At 54.4% G+C, this 16,067-nt stretch carries 15 protein-coding genes; 8 read left to right on the plus strand and 7 right to left on the minus strand.

Annotated elements, in window-relative coordinates; all coding sequences use genetic code 11:
- Positions 1 to 269: 269 nt before the first annotated feature.
- The 4 genes from ADA16_RS11145 to ADA16_RS07710 all read right to left on the minus strand — a co-directional run bounded on the left by ADA16_RS11145 (position 270) and on the right by ADA16_RS07710 (position 6,514).
- The gene (locus ADA16_RS11145) at positions 270 to 1,460 is read right to left on the minus strand and encodes a hypothetical protein (protein ID WP_152680743.1); all 1,191 of its coding nucleotides are present in this window, start codon (positions 1,458 to 1,460) and stop codon (positions 270 to 272) included.
- Between the two features lie 293 nt (positions 1,461 to 1,753).
- Positions 1,754 to 3,523 (minus strand): Hsp70 family protein, encoded by a 1,770-nt coding sequence (locus ADA16_RS07700; RefSeq protein ID WP_048760653.1) that lies wholly within the window; start codon positions 3,521 to 3,523, stop codon positions 1,754 to 1,756.
- A 73-nt stretch (positions 3,524 to 3,596) separates the two neighbouring features.
- Positions 3,597 to 5,252: a hypothetical protein gene (locus ADA16_RS07705; RefSeq protein WP_048760654.1), complete on the minus strand. Its 1,656-nt coding sequence runs from the start codon at positions 5,250 to 5,252 to the stop codon at positions 3,597 to 3,599.
- Entirely contained in the window at positions 5,252 to 6,514 is a 1,263-nt protein-coding gene (locus ADA16_RS07710) for a hypothetical protein (RefSeq protein WP_152680744.1), read from the minus strand. Before ADA16_RS07710 ends, ADA16_RS07705 begins: the two co-directional genes overlap by 1 nt.
- A 239-nt stretch (positions 6,515 to 6,753) precedes the next feature.
- Between ADA16_RS07710 and ADA16_RS07715 the strand changes: the two genes are divergently transcribed.
- Together ADA16_RS07715 and ADA16_RS07720 are read left to right on the plus strand one after the other, a co-directional pair.
- The gene (locus ADA16_RS07715) at positions 6,754 to 7,641 is read left to right on the plus strand and encodes a hypothetical protein (protein ID WP_048760657.1); all 888 of its coding nucleotides are present in this window, start codon (positions 6,754 to 6,756) and stop codon (positions 7,639 to 7,641) included.
- A gap of 74 nt (positions 7,642 to 7,715) precedes the next feature.
- Positions 7,716 to 8,372, plus strand: a complete 657-nt coding sequence (locus ADA16_RS07720; protein ID WP_082150682.1) for a class I SAM-dependent methyltransferase — start codon at positions 7,716 to 7,718, stop codon at positions 8,370 to 8,372.
- A gap of 24 nt (positions 8,373 to 8,396) precedes the next feature.
- On the opposite strand, the gene ADA16_RS07725 is transcribed toward ADA16_RS07720, so the two are convergent.
- On the minus strand, positions 8,397 to 9,293 hold the full coding sequence (locus ADA16_RS07725) for a carbohydrate kinase family protein (RefSeq protein ID WP_048760658.1): 897 nt from the start codon (positions 9,291 to 9,293) through the stop codon (positions 8,397 to 8,399).
- Between the two features lie 286 nt (positions 9,294 to 9,579).
- Here ADA16_RS07725 and ADA16_RS07730 point away from each other — a divergent pair, with 286 nt between their 5' ends.
- Positions 9,580 to 10,362: a formate/nitrite transporter family protein gene (locus ADA16_RS07730; protein ID WP_048760660.1), complete on the plus strand. Its 783-nt coding sequence runs from the start codon at positions 9,580 to 9,582 to the stop codon at positions 10,360 to 10,362.
- Between the two features lie 32 nt (positions 10,363 to 10,394).
- Here the strand turns inward: ADA16_RS07730 and ADA16_RS07735 are convergent, their stop codons facing one another.
- Both ADA16_RS07735 and ADA16_RS07740 read right to left on the minus strand, forming a co-directional pair.
- Positions 10,395 to 11,111, minus strand: coding sequence for a VIT1/CCC1 transporter family protein (locus ADA16_RS07735; protein ID WP_048760662.1), 717 nt, complete (start codon positions 11,109 to 11,111; stop codon positions 10,395 to 10,397).
- A 130-nt stretch (positions 11,112 to 11,241) separates the two neighbouring features.
- Positions 11,242 to 12,483 carry a multidrug effflux MFS transporter gene (locus ADA16_RS07740; RefSeq protein WP_239659397.1) on the minus strand — a complete coding sequence of 414 codons (1,242 nt, stop codon included), beginning with the start codon at positions 12,481 to 12,483 and terminating at the stop codon, positions 11,242 to 11,244.
- A gap of 262 nt (positions 12,484 to 12,745) precedes the next feature.
- On the opposite strand from ADA16_RS07740, the gene rplN reads away from it, so the two are divergent.
- From rplN to rpsH, 5 genes are all read left to right on the plus strand, one after another.
- On the plus strand, positions 12,746 to 13,114 hold the full coding sequence (gene rplN / locus ADA16_RS07745; RefSeq protein WP_048760664.1) for a 50S ribosomal protein L14: 369 nt from the start codon (positions 12,746 to 12,748) through the stop codon (positions 13,112 to 13,114).
- Positions 13,115 to 13,429 (plus strand): 50S ribosomal protein L24, encoded by a 315-nt coding sequence (gene rplX, locus ADA16_RS07750; protein WP_005509963.1) that lies wholly within the window; start codon positions 13,115 to 13,117, stop codon positions 13,427 to 13,429.
- Positions 13,430 to 13,431: 2 nt separating this feature from the next.
- Entirely contained in the window at positions 13,432 to 13,986 is a 555-nt protein-coding gene (gene rplE / locus ADA16_RS07755) for a 50S ribosomal protein L5 (RefSeq protein WP_005509901.1), read from the plus strand.
- A 369-nt stretch (positions 13,987 to 14,355) separates the two neighbouring features.
- Positions 14,356 to 15,252, plus strand: coding sequence for a GDSL-type esterase/lipase family protein (locus ADA16_RS07760; RefSeq protein ID WP_048760666.1), 897 nt, complete (start codon positions 14,356 to 14,358; stop codon positions 15,250 to 15,252).
- Positions 15,253 to 15,653: 401 nt separating this feature from the next.
- Entirely contained in the window at positions 15,654 to 16,052 is a 399-nt protein-coding gene (rpsH, locus tag ADA16_RS07765; RefSeq protein ID WP_005509822.1) for a 30S ribosomal protein S8, read from the plus strand.
- The last annotated feature ends 15 nt before the right edge of the window (positions 16,053 to 16,067 follow it).

Below are 16,067 nucleotides of genomic sequence, written 5' to 3' on the forward strand. Positions count from 1 at the left end.
TTCCCTCCTGGAAATAAGGTCGGCGTTTCAATGTGTCTGACCTATAGAGGAGGGAGGAGGCAAAAAAAGTTCCCGGCTTCGTCAAAAAATTTCAGTTTAGAAAGATTTCGGGCCATGAGGATAGGCTTGCGAAGCTAAACATATGAGTGGTGTGCGCCGACGGAGCCAATGGAAGGCTGTGGGCGGCGCATAGAGCTTAAAAAGACGACTGGAAACCGTCATTCGACGCCAGATTTAATCAGCGCGGGAGTAAAACTAGTTTTCTCATTCTAGTCATTGAAGGCAATGCGGTCGATATTTCGTGCAAGCTGCGAAAGTGTAGGTAGTGCATCCGGGTAGAGTGGCCCATGTATTGGGGCAGATAGGATGAGGCAGTTTCCTTCGTCTGCTTTTGTTCTCTTTTCAAGTTTTTTGGATTTTGAATCGCAGCGGTAAAGGTTGATTGATGGATATTTAGAATGTTCGAACGTCAGACGAGAGTCTCCTTCAGAAAGTGGCTGGCTTTCGCCAGGGATATAAGAGAAGAACTCCCAATTTGGAAGATGCTCATATTTTAGATCGGTGGCACCGACAAGGTTGGATGAGGGGAGATTAAAATCGCTGTCGGGACTTGTTGTAATTAAACTAATTGGAATTGCGTCGTGTAGATCTGGAGGGAGAAAACTATTCTTGAGGATTTCTCCAGATTCGAACTTTAGCCAACAAGTGACGCTCTTCTTATCAGATTCGACGCGGTAAAGTGGAGTGTCTGTGGGTAAAGATAGTGGTTTCAGAACATCAATGGGAATACGTTCAAAGTTACCGACTAAGCCAATTTCTTCCTGCTGGACAATTGAGGTACTAAGAATATATGAACGGCAGTCGAGTGTATTTCTGTTACGAAATGTCGGTTGAGGAGTAGTAAGGGTATTTGTGAGAGCAGGTGCTTTGTTATTAAGATACTTCTTCTCTGCTTCTATAGACACGCCTAATGGGTGTGCGATTGCGTTAACAAAGTTCTTCAGGAACTTTATTGAAGTTTGTTCCTGGATAGGGGATACGTCTTCTTGGGGGAATCGTATGATGGCAGTCAAGCATCCCATTTGAGGATCTATAAGGCGGGCGGCGAACACCATTGACAACGGGTCGCTGATAGCCTGCTTAAATATTTGCCATTCTTGCCCGGGTAGAGGGGAAAATTCGTCCAGAATTGTTTTATCAGTTGACCGGATATTCGGGTCGTGTGGTGGGCATGAACGTAATGTGCTGATGCTAAATGAGCGGTAATCTAAAGGTAACTTAAGGGACCTAAGTGAGTTTCTGTCGATGGTAGCATCTTCTCGTTTGCTGTGATCCAGTCCGGCGATATCTCCGGTTGAAATATGAGATACAAAGCAATCGGAGTTACCGTCAGGGCCTCTGGTCGGTTTAAAAGCGTCTACCGACGATTCGTGAGAGATTATTCCAGGAATATTCTGCATAATCCGCAAGGGTACGGAATCACGTAAAGTGGAGCAATCGAATTTTCCGTTCCGGACGAGAAAAGGGAAACTATCTGAATGCGCGTCTCTAGCAGGATTAGCAGGGTCGAAGGAATTTTTCTCGTTAGACTTATTGGGGAGTGATGCATAAGTTACAACGACGACAATGATGCATATTATGGCGAAGGACAAGACTGCCCTAGATCGATGAGGGGGATGGTTTCTTTTGTTGTTTTTAACAAGTATTTTCAATGAAAATCTCTTAATCGCTACGAGGTAGTTTATTGGAGGGACTAAGGTCGCTGAGGCTGTAATTCCTCGTCAAGAGCAGCTGCGACATCTTGAAGCACATTTTTCTCAATCATCTCGTCAGAAGTCGACTCGACGATAAGCCAGCCGAAATCACGTACATAGACGAAAACCTGAGCAGGTTCGAGGTAGTTAATGGCGCCTTTTTCCTTTTCGTACCAATTCTCGATTCGGGAATCAGCAGAAGGATTAACAGTAGACACGGACATCGAGGTCCCGGCGGGAGTGAAAGTTCTAATAGAAAGAGAACCCTCCGGGGTGCCGTCTGTGCCGCTGAATCGGCATTCAGAAGTGCCTGCAAAACCGGAAATATCAGGGTCTGCCTGTGGAAAACCCGCAATGCTGTCCAATTCATTTTTCACTGCATCAACCATTGGTTCGCAGGAGAAATAGCCATCTTTGAAAGCCGGCGCATCAGGCTTTAGCTCAGTCGCTTTGAGATCGCCGATGGACACATTGGGATACGTGTGAAGGGTTGCAGAGGCATCGCTTTCCGACGAGACTGCGGGGTCTGCAGCCTGCCCGGCGGAGTCATCAGAACTATTGCCGACAAAGTAGAACATACCGGCGGCTATCACGAGGCCTGCCACCACTGCACCAATGCGTGTAGCTGCTTTTTGCGAGAGTGATCGCTTTTTGGGGCTGGCGTTGTCAGCGTTTCCAGCTGGTTGGTGCAGTGCGCTCCCCTTGGCAGGTTTGCTCGCCTGCGCAAGCAGTGTTTTTCCGTATTCGGCCGCCCCTAGAGCTACCGCCGTAATGGGCTCTTCAATGGGCAGAACCTCCATCGACTGCTGCACAACCCGGGAGATAGCGGGGGTTCGAACCGTACCGCCTACGAGCAGGCCGCTGAGCATTCCTGGCGCTTCACCGAGCAAACTGGTCTTGTCAGTAATCAGGGAGCGAACCCGCTCAATGTCGTCCGCAATAGCCTCTTCGAACTCGTCACGGGTAATGAGAAGCTCTTCGCCGTCGACAGTGAAGCTGGCATCAGGGGATTCCGAGAGCGCCTCACGAACTTTCTTCGCCTGAGATTGGAACTCTAGCTGCCCCTCGGCTGAGTCAAGTTCCTCGGGCAGCTCCCCAAACTCATCGATAGTCCGGGCTTCCATGAGACCAATCATGGCGAGATCGAAATTGTTTCCGCCGACTGTGTTCTCGCCGCCGTCGGCAAGCACCCGTGGTGATGCGGTATCCATATCTACGACCGCAACGTCGCAGGTGCCACCACCGACATCGAGGACGAAAAGCTTACCCGTGCGATGTCGTTGCGAGACAGAGTGAGCGGCAGCAATTGGCTCGGAGACCAACTCAATCGTGTCTTCGTCGAAGCCAGCGGACTTGGCCGCATCAATAAGTACTGTGCGTGCCGACGAAGGCCACGCTGCAGGGTGAGTCAGGATGAGCTTCGTTGGGTAATCGGGGAGAGAAGAATCCCTATTTCCCAAATACATCAGTGCGGAACGGCGCACCTTCTCAATGATTGTGGCGAAGAGTTCCACAGCGCGCTGGTTATCTGAGCCCACGAAGCGCTTCGGGGAGTGTGCGAAAGCACTCGGCGCATCGGCTGCGTGATCAATTGCCTGCTGACCGGTGTAAACCGTATTGCTAGTGAGGAACACCGCTGCAGGCATCCAGGATTTGGCATCATTGCCCGTGCCATAGCCGAGGGGGACGATACTTGCGGGGCCGCCATCGATGGCTGCTGCAGCGACAACGCTGGAATTACCGATATCGAGAGCGAGTAGCCAAGACATAAAGGACGTAACTTTCACATAAGTAGGACTGACAGACTGGGAAGGTGCAACACTTAGTCAGCGGCGAGCGTTATTAGTTTGCTGCGAGTAGCGGGTCAACGCGCTCAGCAAGCTGTATGAGATTCGAGATTGTGGCGTTGCTGAGGGAATTCGGGGTTAGCTTCGAATAAAACCTTTGCTCCTCGGCTAGGGCTTCGGGGTCAGGCCCGTTTTGGCGCACCTCTTCGGGGTCCTGTTCTTCCGGCGGATTGTCGAGGTAAAAGGTAGCGATATCAAAAGGCGTCAGATAGTTAGTGGGAATCGACATGATCAGGCAGGCAGATCTTTCGTTGTTTGCCCCCTCGGTGCCGTTTTCGGCGTCTTTGCCGTCACTGGTGTCGTTCCCATTCGATTGGCAACGGTAGACACTCAGCGTTGGAGTCTCGGCTTTTTCCAGCTCTAGCGTTGGCTGAGGATTCTCCTCGCTGCCGGAAACCGATGCGCTTTCACCTGGAATGTAGACGAAGTAGTGCCAATCAGCCAGAGTATCGCCTGAATCGGGAGCAACATCCTTCAACGACATCGAGTTTGGTAGACGGAGCTTGCTGTTGGCGCTAGTTGTGGTGACAGTAACCGGGACAGAGCCATAGGTTTCAAATTCCACCGGCGAGAATGTGTTCATGCCCCCGAGATTGGAATTGAACCAGCAGGTAACACTCTGCTTGTCAGCAGCGACTTTGAACAGCGGAGTATCGCCTCCAGCTTCAGGGCTGGAATTGTAATCTCCGGGAATGCGATGGAAGTCGGAGACAAGACCAGTTTCGTGCTGATGGGTCAGAGAGGAATTGAGTACGTACTGACGGCAGTCGAGGCCGTGGTTCGTTACGAAAGTTGACCGCTCGATTGCAAGATTCTGATTCTTAGAGGTCTGTTTTCCGGGGCTCTTAGCCGCCGCAATCGAGGTAGAAAGCGGTTCAGCCGCAGCATCGACAAACTTGGCCAGAAGATCGCGGGAGGACTTCACCTGGTCCGGTGAAATGGTTCCTTCCGGGAACAATACCTTGGCAGTTAGGCACCCAAGCTGCGGGTCCGACAGTCGTGCAGCGACGGCTGCAATGCCGGCCTCATCTGGGGCAAGGTTGAGGACTTCCCACTTCTGATCGGATTGCGGCGTGAGCGACTCAGTCAGTTCGGAGCTTTGCTCGGTCTCTGGCGGAGCGCATGTAGAGCTGGACTCAATGACAAAGGACCGATAGTCCATCGGTAATTCGAGGTACAGCAACATGTCGTGGGTGCTGGTTGCGGCCTCGGTACTGGTGTCGTTAATTCCCCCGACATCACCCGTGGCTACGAATGTCATTGGGCAGACGGTCGTGTCATCAGCTCGCCTTTCGACGGCTAGTTGACGTTGTCCCTGAGCCTTGCCCAGTGTGCCGGGAATTTGTTGGCGCACGCTAATCGGAATTGTTTCGTCCAAAGTCGTGCAATCAAATTTTCCGTCGCGGACAAGGAAGCTTGTCGGCTTTGTGTCGACATTAGAAGCTGCGTCCGCAGAGGTATCGGCAGGGGCACCGGCTTCTGATTCTTGAGATTCTGAGCGCTGCCACCAGAAAATAGCTGTTGCTACGAGGGCGACAAGCACCACGGCAGCCGTAATAACCAGAGCCTTCTTCTTTGGCGCTGACTCACTCGGTTTACTCGATTGCTGCTCTGTGGTGGTGCTGGTTTGCTGACTGTCAGGAGTGTTCATTACTTCTGTTCCTTGTCGTTCGTAGCGGGCTGATCAAGGGACTTCTCCAGAGCAGAAAGCAACCCAGCAACTGGTGAAATCTTTGCTAGTACTTTCTGTAAATCGGGCAGATTGCCCTGGTCACTATAAGACCGAACAACAATGCAGCCCTTAGCTTCATCCTTGTGCAACAGATTCAGAGAGATCTCACCCTGGTGCTTACCGTCTGAGGCATACTGAGCTGGCCGTGGGTCAACGAAGTACGACCACTCCGGCAGCTTTTTCAATGCGACTCCGCTGTTCGCAGTGCAGACAGGATGTTCCGGGTCGGCCACAGTAATGATGTCAACCTCGTCGAAGTTGTGCGAGAAGCCGCATAGCTCAGTGCCGGGCATGGAGGACTCACCACTGCCAGCGTCCTGGGGTGAGCTCATTCCAGCCTTAGCTCCTGGCAGTCTGGGGATTTCAAGGCCAATCTCTTTAGCCGCTTTCATCGTGGCCGTATCCATAAATGCCCGACAGCTGTAGTGGCCATCGCGGTAGAAGGTGAGAGACGGCTTTTGAGAAGTGTTCGCGGATTTCTTTGCGTCTGCAGTTTTGTTTGCAGTCTTTGCCTTCACACTGCGATCCAGAATTGGAGCAATCTTTTTGGCAACGTCCTTGGCTTTCTTCGCCGCCACAGCATCCGCCTCTGGGGTCGTGTCCGCCTCCACATGGACATCGCGCATAGCGGCTACAAGAAGAAAACCGCGCTCCTCGTCGCTGTAAAAAGAACCATAGCCCTGAATTTCCGCATCGTCGTTTTTAATGGGAACTTCGTGAACCCAGCCGAACGCATCGGGTTCTGCATCTTCCGGTTTTCCATTCCACGGAGTGGTTTTGGACATGATGAAGTAGGTGAACTGCACGCCGTCTTCTACCGAAACAGCACGTTCACAAATTATTCGTCCGTCTGCACCTGTTGAAACGGACTTATCAGTGAGGTGATTGAATCCCGGAATATACGCAATTCCCGACTCGACCAACTGCGTTAAAGATGCCTGGTCAAAAATAGTAGAACAGTCGAACTTTCCATCACGAATCATGAAGGCTGAATCAGCGATGGCGGATGGTTCCTCAGCCGTTAAGGCCGAATTGCTCTCATCGACGTCGTTAGGCGTGACGTGCATAACTTGCATCACGACGACGGCCGCGACCATGCAGACAGCGAGAATTAATGAAGACTCGGCCAGTGTTCGCCGAGCAAAACGGCTACTCAGTTGAGATTTTGATGACTGTGCCATTTCGTGCTCTCGTACAAAATTCCTATTTCGTAGTTACGGAGTGCGGTAACTAAGATTTTCTCACTTTATTATGGCACTTACTCGCTGATAAATGTTTTTCAACTACTGCGGGAACTTTTTCCCTTCTGCAGACCTCTAATGGGGTGAAACACTATGCAGCGGGTTCTTGTGATGATCCGCTGCCACTAGCTCTCGCCAGCAGTTTAGGAACTGACTGCGGGGTATATAGAGGAGGAAAGTTGCAGGACAACGAGCCGGTGCGCCGGCAGGGGCCGCGTCGTAAAGCAGGCTCTGAGGGGATCCCCGAAGAGCAAGAACGGAAGCCACGTAATGAGCAAACCACGGCGCCAGCTGTGGACGCTGATGCGGCGAAACGCGATGCGCCGAGGAAGAAGGCCGACGGCGCCGGTGGTGTGGCCCGTGCTGATTCGAAATCGTCGAACTCCAAGGTCATCCTTGGTGCGGTAAGCGGTCTTTCTCTTGTCATCATTCTCGCTGTGGTGTTAATCGCGGGAATGAACCGGGATGAGAGAGTTGAGATGACGGATAAACATGCCGAAGATACATCTTCGAGCTCTGCCCAGAATCCTTCCAACATTAATGAGGCAGAGCTCCATGTAGACCTTTACTGTAGAGACTTGCCGGAATCTCGCTATGAGGAGGGGCCGAATACAATTTACGACCGATGCATCAAGCTAGTTTTCGGTGAAATCGACGAGGACGCGCAGCGCTTTATAGAAGCATCGAAATATCCCCAGCTCGGAAAGGTTGATTATCGCGCTATCCAAGCGGTTCTCGGTGATGCAGAAGACTTCATGAGAGAGCAGGGCTATGCAACCACAGAGCCGAATGTCATCACTAATAGCAGTAATTATGTGCGCGACCCGCTAATTCTGATCGATCTGTCTTTCGCTTACTGTTTCAACGTCGGAATCGACAACGACTACGCCGAGCGCGATATCACCACCACCTGCGTTGATCTGGTTAAGGAAGCGATTATGGACAACGAGTCAACTTTCGATTCAATTGTTGACGAAAAAGGTGACATAGGGGTTGAAGACGTAGAAGCTGTGCTCGGTGAGCCAGTTAACTTCTTGGCTGAACACGGTTACACACCGGTCGGCTAGTCACAGATATGAAGAGGTAAACTCGGCGACTGGTCTGAAGAGCACTGCCACAATCGTTTTCTTCCTGCGCCATAATGGTGGCCATGAGCAATGGCACCCACAATCACCGCACTTGGAAAGAAATAATTGCCGCCGATCCGCAGCATTCTCGTCGCTACGCCAACCGGTGGCGAGGGTTCGTTCGCGAGGGCCGCGATATCGATGGCGAGGCGCGGCTGGTGGATGCGATGGCGCCGCGGCACGCTCGGATTCTGGATGCCGGCTGTGGGCAGGGTCGCGTGGGCGGTTACCTGGCGAAGGCAGGACACCAGGTCGTTGGTGTCGACGTCGACCCCTATCTCATCGATGAGGCGAAGCGACAGTTCCCGGATGCGACGTGGCTGGTAGGGGACTTGGCGCAATTGTCGCACGTGCTTGACGACGGCCTGGAGAACACACCTCACGATGACACGGCAGCTGCCTTCGATGTCATCATCTGCCCTGGTAATGTCCTGACTTTCGTAGCGCCAGAAGACCGCGCGAAGGTACTGCAGGGCTTCGCAGCGGCACTGAATCCGGAGGCCGGTCGTGCCATTGTCGGCTTCGGTGCCGGCCGCGGCTGGGACTTTGCAGATTTTGAAACCACGGCGCAGGAGGCTGGACTCACCGTGATTCAGCGTTACTCCACGTGGGATCTGCGGCCCTTTGACGCTGAGTCGCAGTTCCTGGTCGCAGTGCTTGAGAGGGGCTAACTCAAGCGGGCAAAGTAGCGCCGACTAGGAATCCTTAGCCAGCAGTTCGGCGACCTCGGTTTTCGTCGGCGGCTGCGCCCCCTTGCGGGACACAGTGATGGCAGCCGCGGCAGTCGCATAGTGCAAAATCTCGCGCCACTGATCTGTTGATACGGAAGTCAGGTCAGTCACTGTTAGGCCACGCTCGTCAATTTTTGCTAACAGTGCGCCCATAATTGTGTCCCCAGCACCGATGGTGTCAACGACGTCCGCATCGACGGCTGGTACATCGATGCGGTTGCCGTCGGCAAGCAAAGTAAGCCCATCGCAACCTCGCGTGATGACGGCGACCGGAACTGTAGCCAGCGCCTCTTCGCCGAGGAACTCGACTTCCTCATCCGAAAGCTTCAACAAACTGACGTAAGGGAGCAGGCCCATAAGGAAGTCTCGGTGTGCATCTGTTGCATATATTGGGCGAATATTTGGATCCAGCGCGATCAGGGTGCCGTTGGCGGCGAACTGCTTGAGCAATTCCGCGTACCGGCTGGCGCCTGGTTCCAACGCCAGTGAGAGTGTTCCGAAGCATGCGATATTTGCATCGATGAGTTTCGGCTCCACTAGCGGGGTGGCCGTCCCTTCAGTGTAGAAAGTGTACGTCGCGGACCGATCTTCATGGATGGTGGTCACAGCCAAAATGGTTGGCTCTGGGCCACGCTGGATGTAAGAGGTATCGACCCCTTCGTTTTCTAAGTGTTTGACCAGCTCATTTCCGAAACCATCCGTAGATAGACGGGACTGGAAAATAACGTCTGCACCGAGGTGGGAGGCCGTGACTGCAACGTTGTAGGGACCTCCACCGAGCGCTGGCACGTGGTTGTTGAGGCTGCCAGGAGATACCGGGACTAGGTCGACCAGACCTTCGCCGCAAACACAAATAGCCATGGCGTCAATAATATCGAGAAGTATGAGCTATCGGCCGAATTATCATCTGGCACCTCCACAGGGGCGACTGAATGACCCGAATGGCCTTGCTGGAAACGCTGGGTTCAGTTGTCTTCCTGAGTAACTCCACCGACCTTCGACGGTGAATCGCAGTTCCTGGTTGCAGCGCCTAGGTGGGGGTAGTGCACTGTGTCCGTCGTAAAGCGGTTGCACTTCCGCGCCGGGCGGTCGTTATTCTTTTATGCGAATAACTGCAATTAACGGCACGTGGGGAAAGGCTTCAGCGGTGACACTATACGAAACGCTGGATGTAGCTGGTGATAAGAAACAGGAACTGCTGACGCAGGACTACGGACGTTTTGCGGTTCGAGCGATTCTGGCAGGTATGTATCTGACGCTCGGGACGGCATTTGCGGCGGTGGCTGGGCAAGTTGCCGAGGGTGTTGCACCGGGGACTGGGGGACTGGTCTTCGCGTGTTTGTTCGGGCTTGGATTGTTCGCCATCGTGGTGCTTGGCGCGGAGCTGGCAACTGGCAGCATGATGTTTGTGTCCTGGTCCGCCGCGCGCGGGCGCATGCCGTGGGGAGTGGCCCTTCGGATGGTGGCCGTCGCCACGTTCTACAATTTCATCGGTGCCGCGATTGTGGCGCTAGTGCTAAGTCAGAGCGCCAAACTCGGTGGGATTGATGACACACATCTGATTGCCACCTTGACCGAGGGGAAGCTGGCCAAGCCGTTCTTCGGCGCTTTCGTAGAGGCGATGGGCGCGAACTTCGTGGTCAATATGGCTGTCTTAGGCGCGCTGAAAGCCAAGGAAATCATTTCGAAGTTCGCTGTGATTCTGCCGATTATTGCAGTGTTCGTCGGGCTCGGACTTGAGCACGTGATTGCGAACTTCTCACTGTTTTCCTTGGCCTTTTTCGCCAATCCGCATCCTGCAGGATTCGATGGTCTGCACATCACCGGCAACTGGGTAGCCGTATGGCTGGGCAACTTTGTAGGCGGTGGTTTGGGAATCGGTGCGGTCTACGCCTGGTTGAACCAGACGAAGACCAGCTATGTTGATTAGCTTTTGATTCTCGCCGGAGCTTAACCGACCGTCTAACCGACGGCCTGGCCGAAGAGCAGACCGACGAAGTAGGACACAATCAAACCGAGCGCGCCACCGATAACCAGGCGTAGTGCAGCCTTGCCGGAGTGAGTGGAGCTGAGCTTAGCGCTGATGTAGCCGGTCAGAGCCAGAGTCACGATGGTGACAACGGTGACTGCGATTGCGCCAGAAGCCGGGCCGGTGAAAAGCAGTGCCGCAATCATCGGCAGGATGGCGCCGAGTAGGAATGACAGCGCTGAAGAACCAGCAGCGGCCCAAGGATTGGTCAGCTCCTCGCCGTCAATGCCCAATTCCAGCTTCAGGTGAGCTGCTAACGGGTCATTCTGAGCGATGCCGTGGGCGGCATCTTCGGCGATCTGTTCTGGGATGCCATAGCCAGAGAGAATCCCCACGAGCTCTTTATGCTCTTCATCTGGAAAGTCCTTAAGCTCTGCCTTTTCTTTGGCAATCAGCGCTCGTTCAGTATCGCGCTGGGTTGAAACCGAGACGTATTCACCCAGAGCCATCGAGATAGCGCCCGCGATAACGGCCGCAGCACCAGCAGTCAGAATGGCCTCGCGAGAGGAACCTGCTGCAATCACGCTGAGCAAGATCAGAGCAGTGGAGACGATACCGTCGTTGGCTCCGAGGACACCAGCGCGAAGCCAGTTGAGTTTCGAAGTTTCGGAGGCCTTGTGTGGCTCATGCGGATGTGCGTGCGTGGTCATGGCAGGCCCTTTCTCCTATGTCAGCCTCACGCCTACAGGTGGTACGAGGCATCACCATCGATTTAATGCCGATTCGGGCATAGTCTCAAACGTTGTAGTGAAGTAGGGGGCACTCTCGTGTGTGTAGCTCCTACGTCAGTCGGTGAGGCTTTCCACGGAGGCTCTCGCGTGTCAATGTCAAGACCGCAAACAGTGCGATAAGCGCACAGGTCAACATTGAAATCGCCATCGACAGCGGTAGATTGGCACCAAGTCCCACCAACGGGGAGACCGTAGCGGCGGCAAGGAATTGCGCGAAGCCCATGAGTCCAGAACCCGCACCAATTCCGATATCGCGGACCTCCTCAATTCCAAGTGCAGTCGCATTGGCGAAAATCAGTGCCATCATCGGCACGGTAATAAACAGCAGCAGCCAGGTAATAAAAAAGGTAATTCCGACGAGAGCGTTAAAAATCAGGCCTATCGACGTCATGAGCATGACCGTAAGACCAATCAAGATGCCATTTCGGGGATTAAACCGGTTGATCATCTTGCCGTTGAGTATCGACACCATTGTCAGCATGGCTGCATTAGATGCGAACACAAGAGAGAACTGAGTAGGTGTCAGCCCCAGTAGGTCCTGGAAAATAAAGGGCGAAGCCGCGATGTAGGAGAACATTACTGCGAATCCACCGGCGAAAGCCAACATGTACCCGACATATACGGGACGCCGCAGAAGTCGGCCGATATTTGGCAGCAAATTCCGAAGTGCGCCTGTGGAGCGCTTCTCGGGAGGTAAAGTTTCCGGCACCATAAAAACCACAATCGCAACCATTACGACGTTGACGGCCGCGAGAAACCAGAACACACTACGCCAGCCAAGGGCAGGGCCGAGAACGCCGCCTACAAGGGGAGCGACTGCCGGGGCGATAGAAGAAATGCCCATCAGTGTGGAGAAAGCCTTCGCAGATGCCTTGCCGGTCAAGAGATCGGGAACCACAGAACGAGCCAGGACGATAGTCGAGCCGCCCGCTAACCCCTGAAACAGACGCATTGCAATCAGGGTGCCAATATTCGGCGCCACGGCGCAGAGGATTGACGAGCTTAAGAAGACCAAAGTCGCAATGAGGAGTAGCTTCTTGCGGCCCAAACTATCGGAGAGAGCCCCGATGACAAGCTGCCCAGAGGCCATGCCGATCATGAAGGTGGTCAGCGTGAGCTGAACCATTGACTCGGTCGTGGAGAACTCACTTGCGATTTCCACGAAGGATGCCAGATATGTGTCGGCTCCAAACGGGCCGGCGGCAGATAACAATGCCAAACCGGCAAGAAGTGATACCGGTAGTGTTTGTGCCAGCTGTGGCTGAGTGTTCTCGGAATGTTGATTTGTCACTGTTTTAGTATAGGGTCGCTGCTGAAGGCATAAATCGAGGGATTTTGTTGTCCCGCAGGAACGTGCCATAATACACAGGTTGCGCGAAGTGGCTGCGTGCTGCCCTCAAAGGCTTAGGGCCGTAGGTGGTGCGAGGTCAAAGCGACATGAAAGATGCCTCTAGCAGGTACTTTCGTCGTAAAGCGTAAACGCAAGACATAAAGACCGCGTGCGTTTAGGACGGAAATCTGACGCACAATGCAACCAGGTCAGGAGAAACGCAGTGATTCAGAAGGAATCCCGTCTGCGCGTTGCCGACAACACTGGTGCACGTGAAATCCAGTGCATCCGCGTTCTCGGCGGCTCGACCCGACGCTTCGCTGGCATTGGCGACACCATCGTCGCTACTGTCAAGGAAGCTGCTCCGGGCGGAAACGTCAAGGCAGGCGAAATCGTTAAGGCAGTTATCGTCCGTGCGAAGAAGGAGACCCGTCGTCCGGACGGTTCCTACATCTCGTTCGACGAGAATGCAGCTGTCATCATCAAGGCCGACGGCGAGCCGAAGGGCACCCGTATTTTCGGCCCGGTCGCGCGTGAGCTGCGTGACAAGAAGTTCATGAAGATTGTCTCGCTCGCACCGGAGGTGATTTAAGTGAAGATCCGTAAGGGCGATACCGTGCTGGTTATCTCCGGTCCGGACAAGGGTGCTCAGGGCAAGGTCATCGAGGCCTACCCGAAGCGCGACAAGGTCCTGGTCGAGGGCGTTAACCGTATCAAGAAGCACGTTGCAAACTCCGCTGCGGAACGCGGCGCATCCTCGGGTGGCATTGTCACTCAGGAGGCTCCGATTCACGTGTCGAACGTCATGCTGGTCGACGAAGATGGTACCCCGACTCGCGTCGGCTACCGCTTCGATGAGGACGGCAAGAAGGTTCGCATCTCCCGCCGTACCGGGAAGGACATCTAAGCATGAGCGAAAACTACACCCCTCGTCTGAAGGCCCGTTACCGCGATGAAATTCGTGGCAAGATGCAGGAAGAGTTCTCCTACGAGAACGTCATGCAGATTCCGGGCGTCACCAAGGTCGTCGTCAACATGGGCGTCGGTGCTGCTGCTCAGGACAAGAAGCAGATCAACGGTGCAATCAACGACCTGACTCTGATCACCGGTCAGAAGCCGGAGACCCGTCGTGCCCGCAAGTCGATCGCTAACTTCAAGCTGCGTGAAGGCGACGCCATCGGCGCTCGCGTCACCCTGCGTGGTGACCGCATGTGGGAGTTCCTGGACCGCCTGCTGACCGTGGCTCTGCCACGAATCCGCGACTTCCGCGGCCTGTCTGATCAGCAGTTCGATGGTCACGGTAACTACACCTTCGGCCTTTCCGAGCAGACCATGTTCTACGAGATCGACGTTGACAAGATCGACCGCCCGCGCGGTATGGACATCACCGTCGTGACCACCGCTACTAACAATGAGGAAGGCCGCGCGCTGCTGCGCGAACTGGGCTTCCCGTTCAAGAAGTAGTCTCTACTTCTAAGGTAGCTTTTGCCTGAAGCCCTGGATGCCTCTTGGTATCCGGGGCTTTTTGCTGTTTTGTTAACTGTTTATGCGCTGGGGCAGTGCGGTCTACGTGAAAGCTACCAGTGTTGCAGGTGTGAAAAGTGACCCTTTTTGGGGGTTGAAAATTAGTAAAGTCGCAAACTTTCTCAGCTGAAAGTTAGACGTTCGTGATGATTTCGTTGTAAACTCCCATTCGTCATAGTGACGGCCGCCAAAAATGCATCGTGGTCGTTATCAATTTGGGCAAGACTTAAGAACTTCAGCACCGCAGTGGTTGAACCAGTGACTACATACGGGGCTGGGCTTAAATCAAAACGCAAAGGGATTAACTACATGAAGAACTTCTCCGTGGCCGTCCGCTCGGCTGCTATCGCAACTGTTGCGGCTCTGGGTCTGAGCTTGGGTGCAGGAGCTGCCAGCGCACAGCCGGCAATGCCAGAACTGCCGAACATTCCGATCCCGGGTATCGGCGACACCGGCCCGAAGGGCGTCAAGCAGATTGTCACCTTCGGTGACTCCTTTACCGCTAATGCTGGTAAGGGTGGCCCGCGTGGCCTGGCTCCGGGGCAGAACTTACTGGTCGCTAACTGTGCTACCGACATGGAAAACTGGCCGAAGATCGCAGCTTCGAAGCTGAACAAGTCCCTGGGCGACTGGTCCTGTAACGGCCTTGGTGGCGCCCCGGGCCAGCTTCTGGCATACCTCGAGGTTGCTATCCAGTACGGCGACATCGGACCGGGCACTGAGAAGGTTGTCCTGATGTACGGCGGTATGGACTGGGTTCAGTGGGTTGACGTCGCAGGTGAGCTCGTCGCAAAGCCGGACCCCAAGGCTCCTTCGCTGTTCAAGCAGACGCTGCGTCAGTTCAGCGACCGCGTCCACCAGGTTGCACCGGGCGCTCAGGTCGTCCTGGCTTCCTACCCTGAGTACGCTACGAATGACCAGCTGTGCTTGGTGAACACCTCGAACCAGACCTTCCCGATTCCGGCGCCGGGTGCCAGCGAGATTCAGGGCGCTTTCCGTGACAGCATTCGTTCTGCATCTCAGCACGTAGGCGCTGGCTTCATTGATGTCTACGAGGCAACCCTCGGCCACGGCACCTGTAACCCGAATAAGGACGAGCGTTTCGTCGTCGGTTTCGCGGACCCGGCTATGGGCCCGATGACCAACCACCCGACGGTGGCTGGTGAGAAGGCAATGGGCAATATCATTGCCGACCAGCTCTACTAATTTCATCCTGCCGGCACTACGTCGGCTGGGGAATTAAGCGCCACCGTTAATTGGTTATGCTTTCGCCGCGAGCGGACTAACGTCCGGCCGCGGCGTTTTTGCATTTCGGCAGGGGTTTGTTAGTATCACCAGGTCTGCCCTCTATATGAGGTGCGACAGTAAATGTAAGAACTTTGCTGTAGGCCCCTCGCCTCGCATCGTCTCTGGCGTCACTTGGGTGGCGAGCTGACTCGGCTACTGAACCGAGTTGGCGAACAGTAGCCCTTAAATCGCCGGAATCACGATATTGGCAATAGCTCCAACCCAAGCTTTCGCCGTGTGACAGTTGCTGTTTCCACGGTCATCGGAGCTGGCCACGAGGTGAGAAGGAACCGCAGCGAGAAAGGATACGGTCACTAATCATGACCATGACTGACCCAATCGCCGACATGCTGTCGCGCGTGCGCAACGCTAACAACGCGTACCACGACTCTGTCTCGATGCCGTCGTCCAAGCTGAAGGCCAACATCGCCGAGATCCTCAAGTCTGAGGGTTACATCGCGGACTACGCTGTCGAGGACGCCAAGGTTGGCAAGACCCTGACCCTGAACCTGAAGTACGGTCCGTCCCGCGAGCGTTCCATCGCTGGCGTGCGTCGCGTCTCCAAGCCGGGTCTGCGCGTTTACGCAAAGTCCACTAATCTGCCAAAGGTCCTCGGTGGCCTGGGCGTGGCTATCATCTCCACGTCTCAGGGCCTGCTGACTGACCGTCAGGCTTACGAGAAGAAGGTTGGCGGGGAAGTCCTCGCTTACGTCTGGTAAAGGGGGAACTACACA

The organism is Corynebacterium vitaeruminis (assembly GCF_001054325.1).
Classification (GTDB): Bacteria; Actinomycetota; Actinomycetes; order Mycobacteriales; family Mycobacteriaceae; genus Corynebacterium; species Corynebacterium vitaeruminis_A.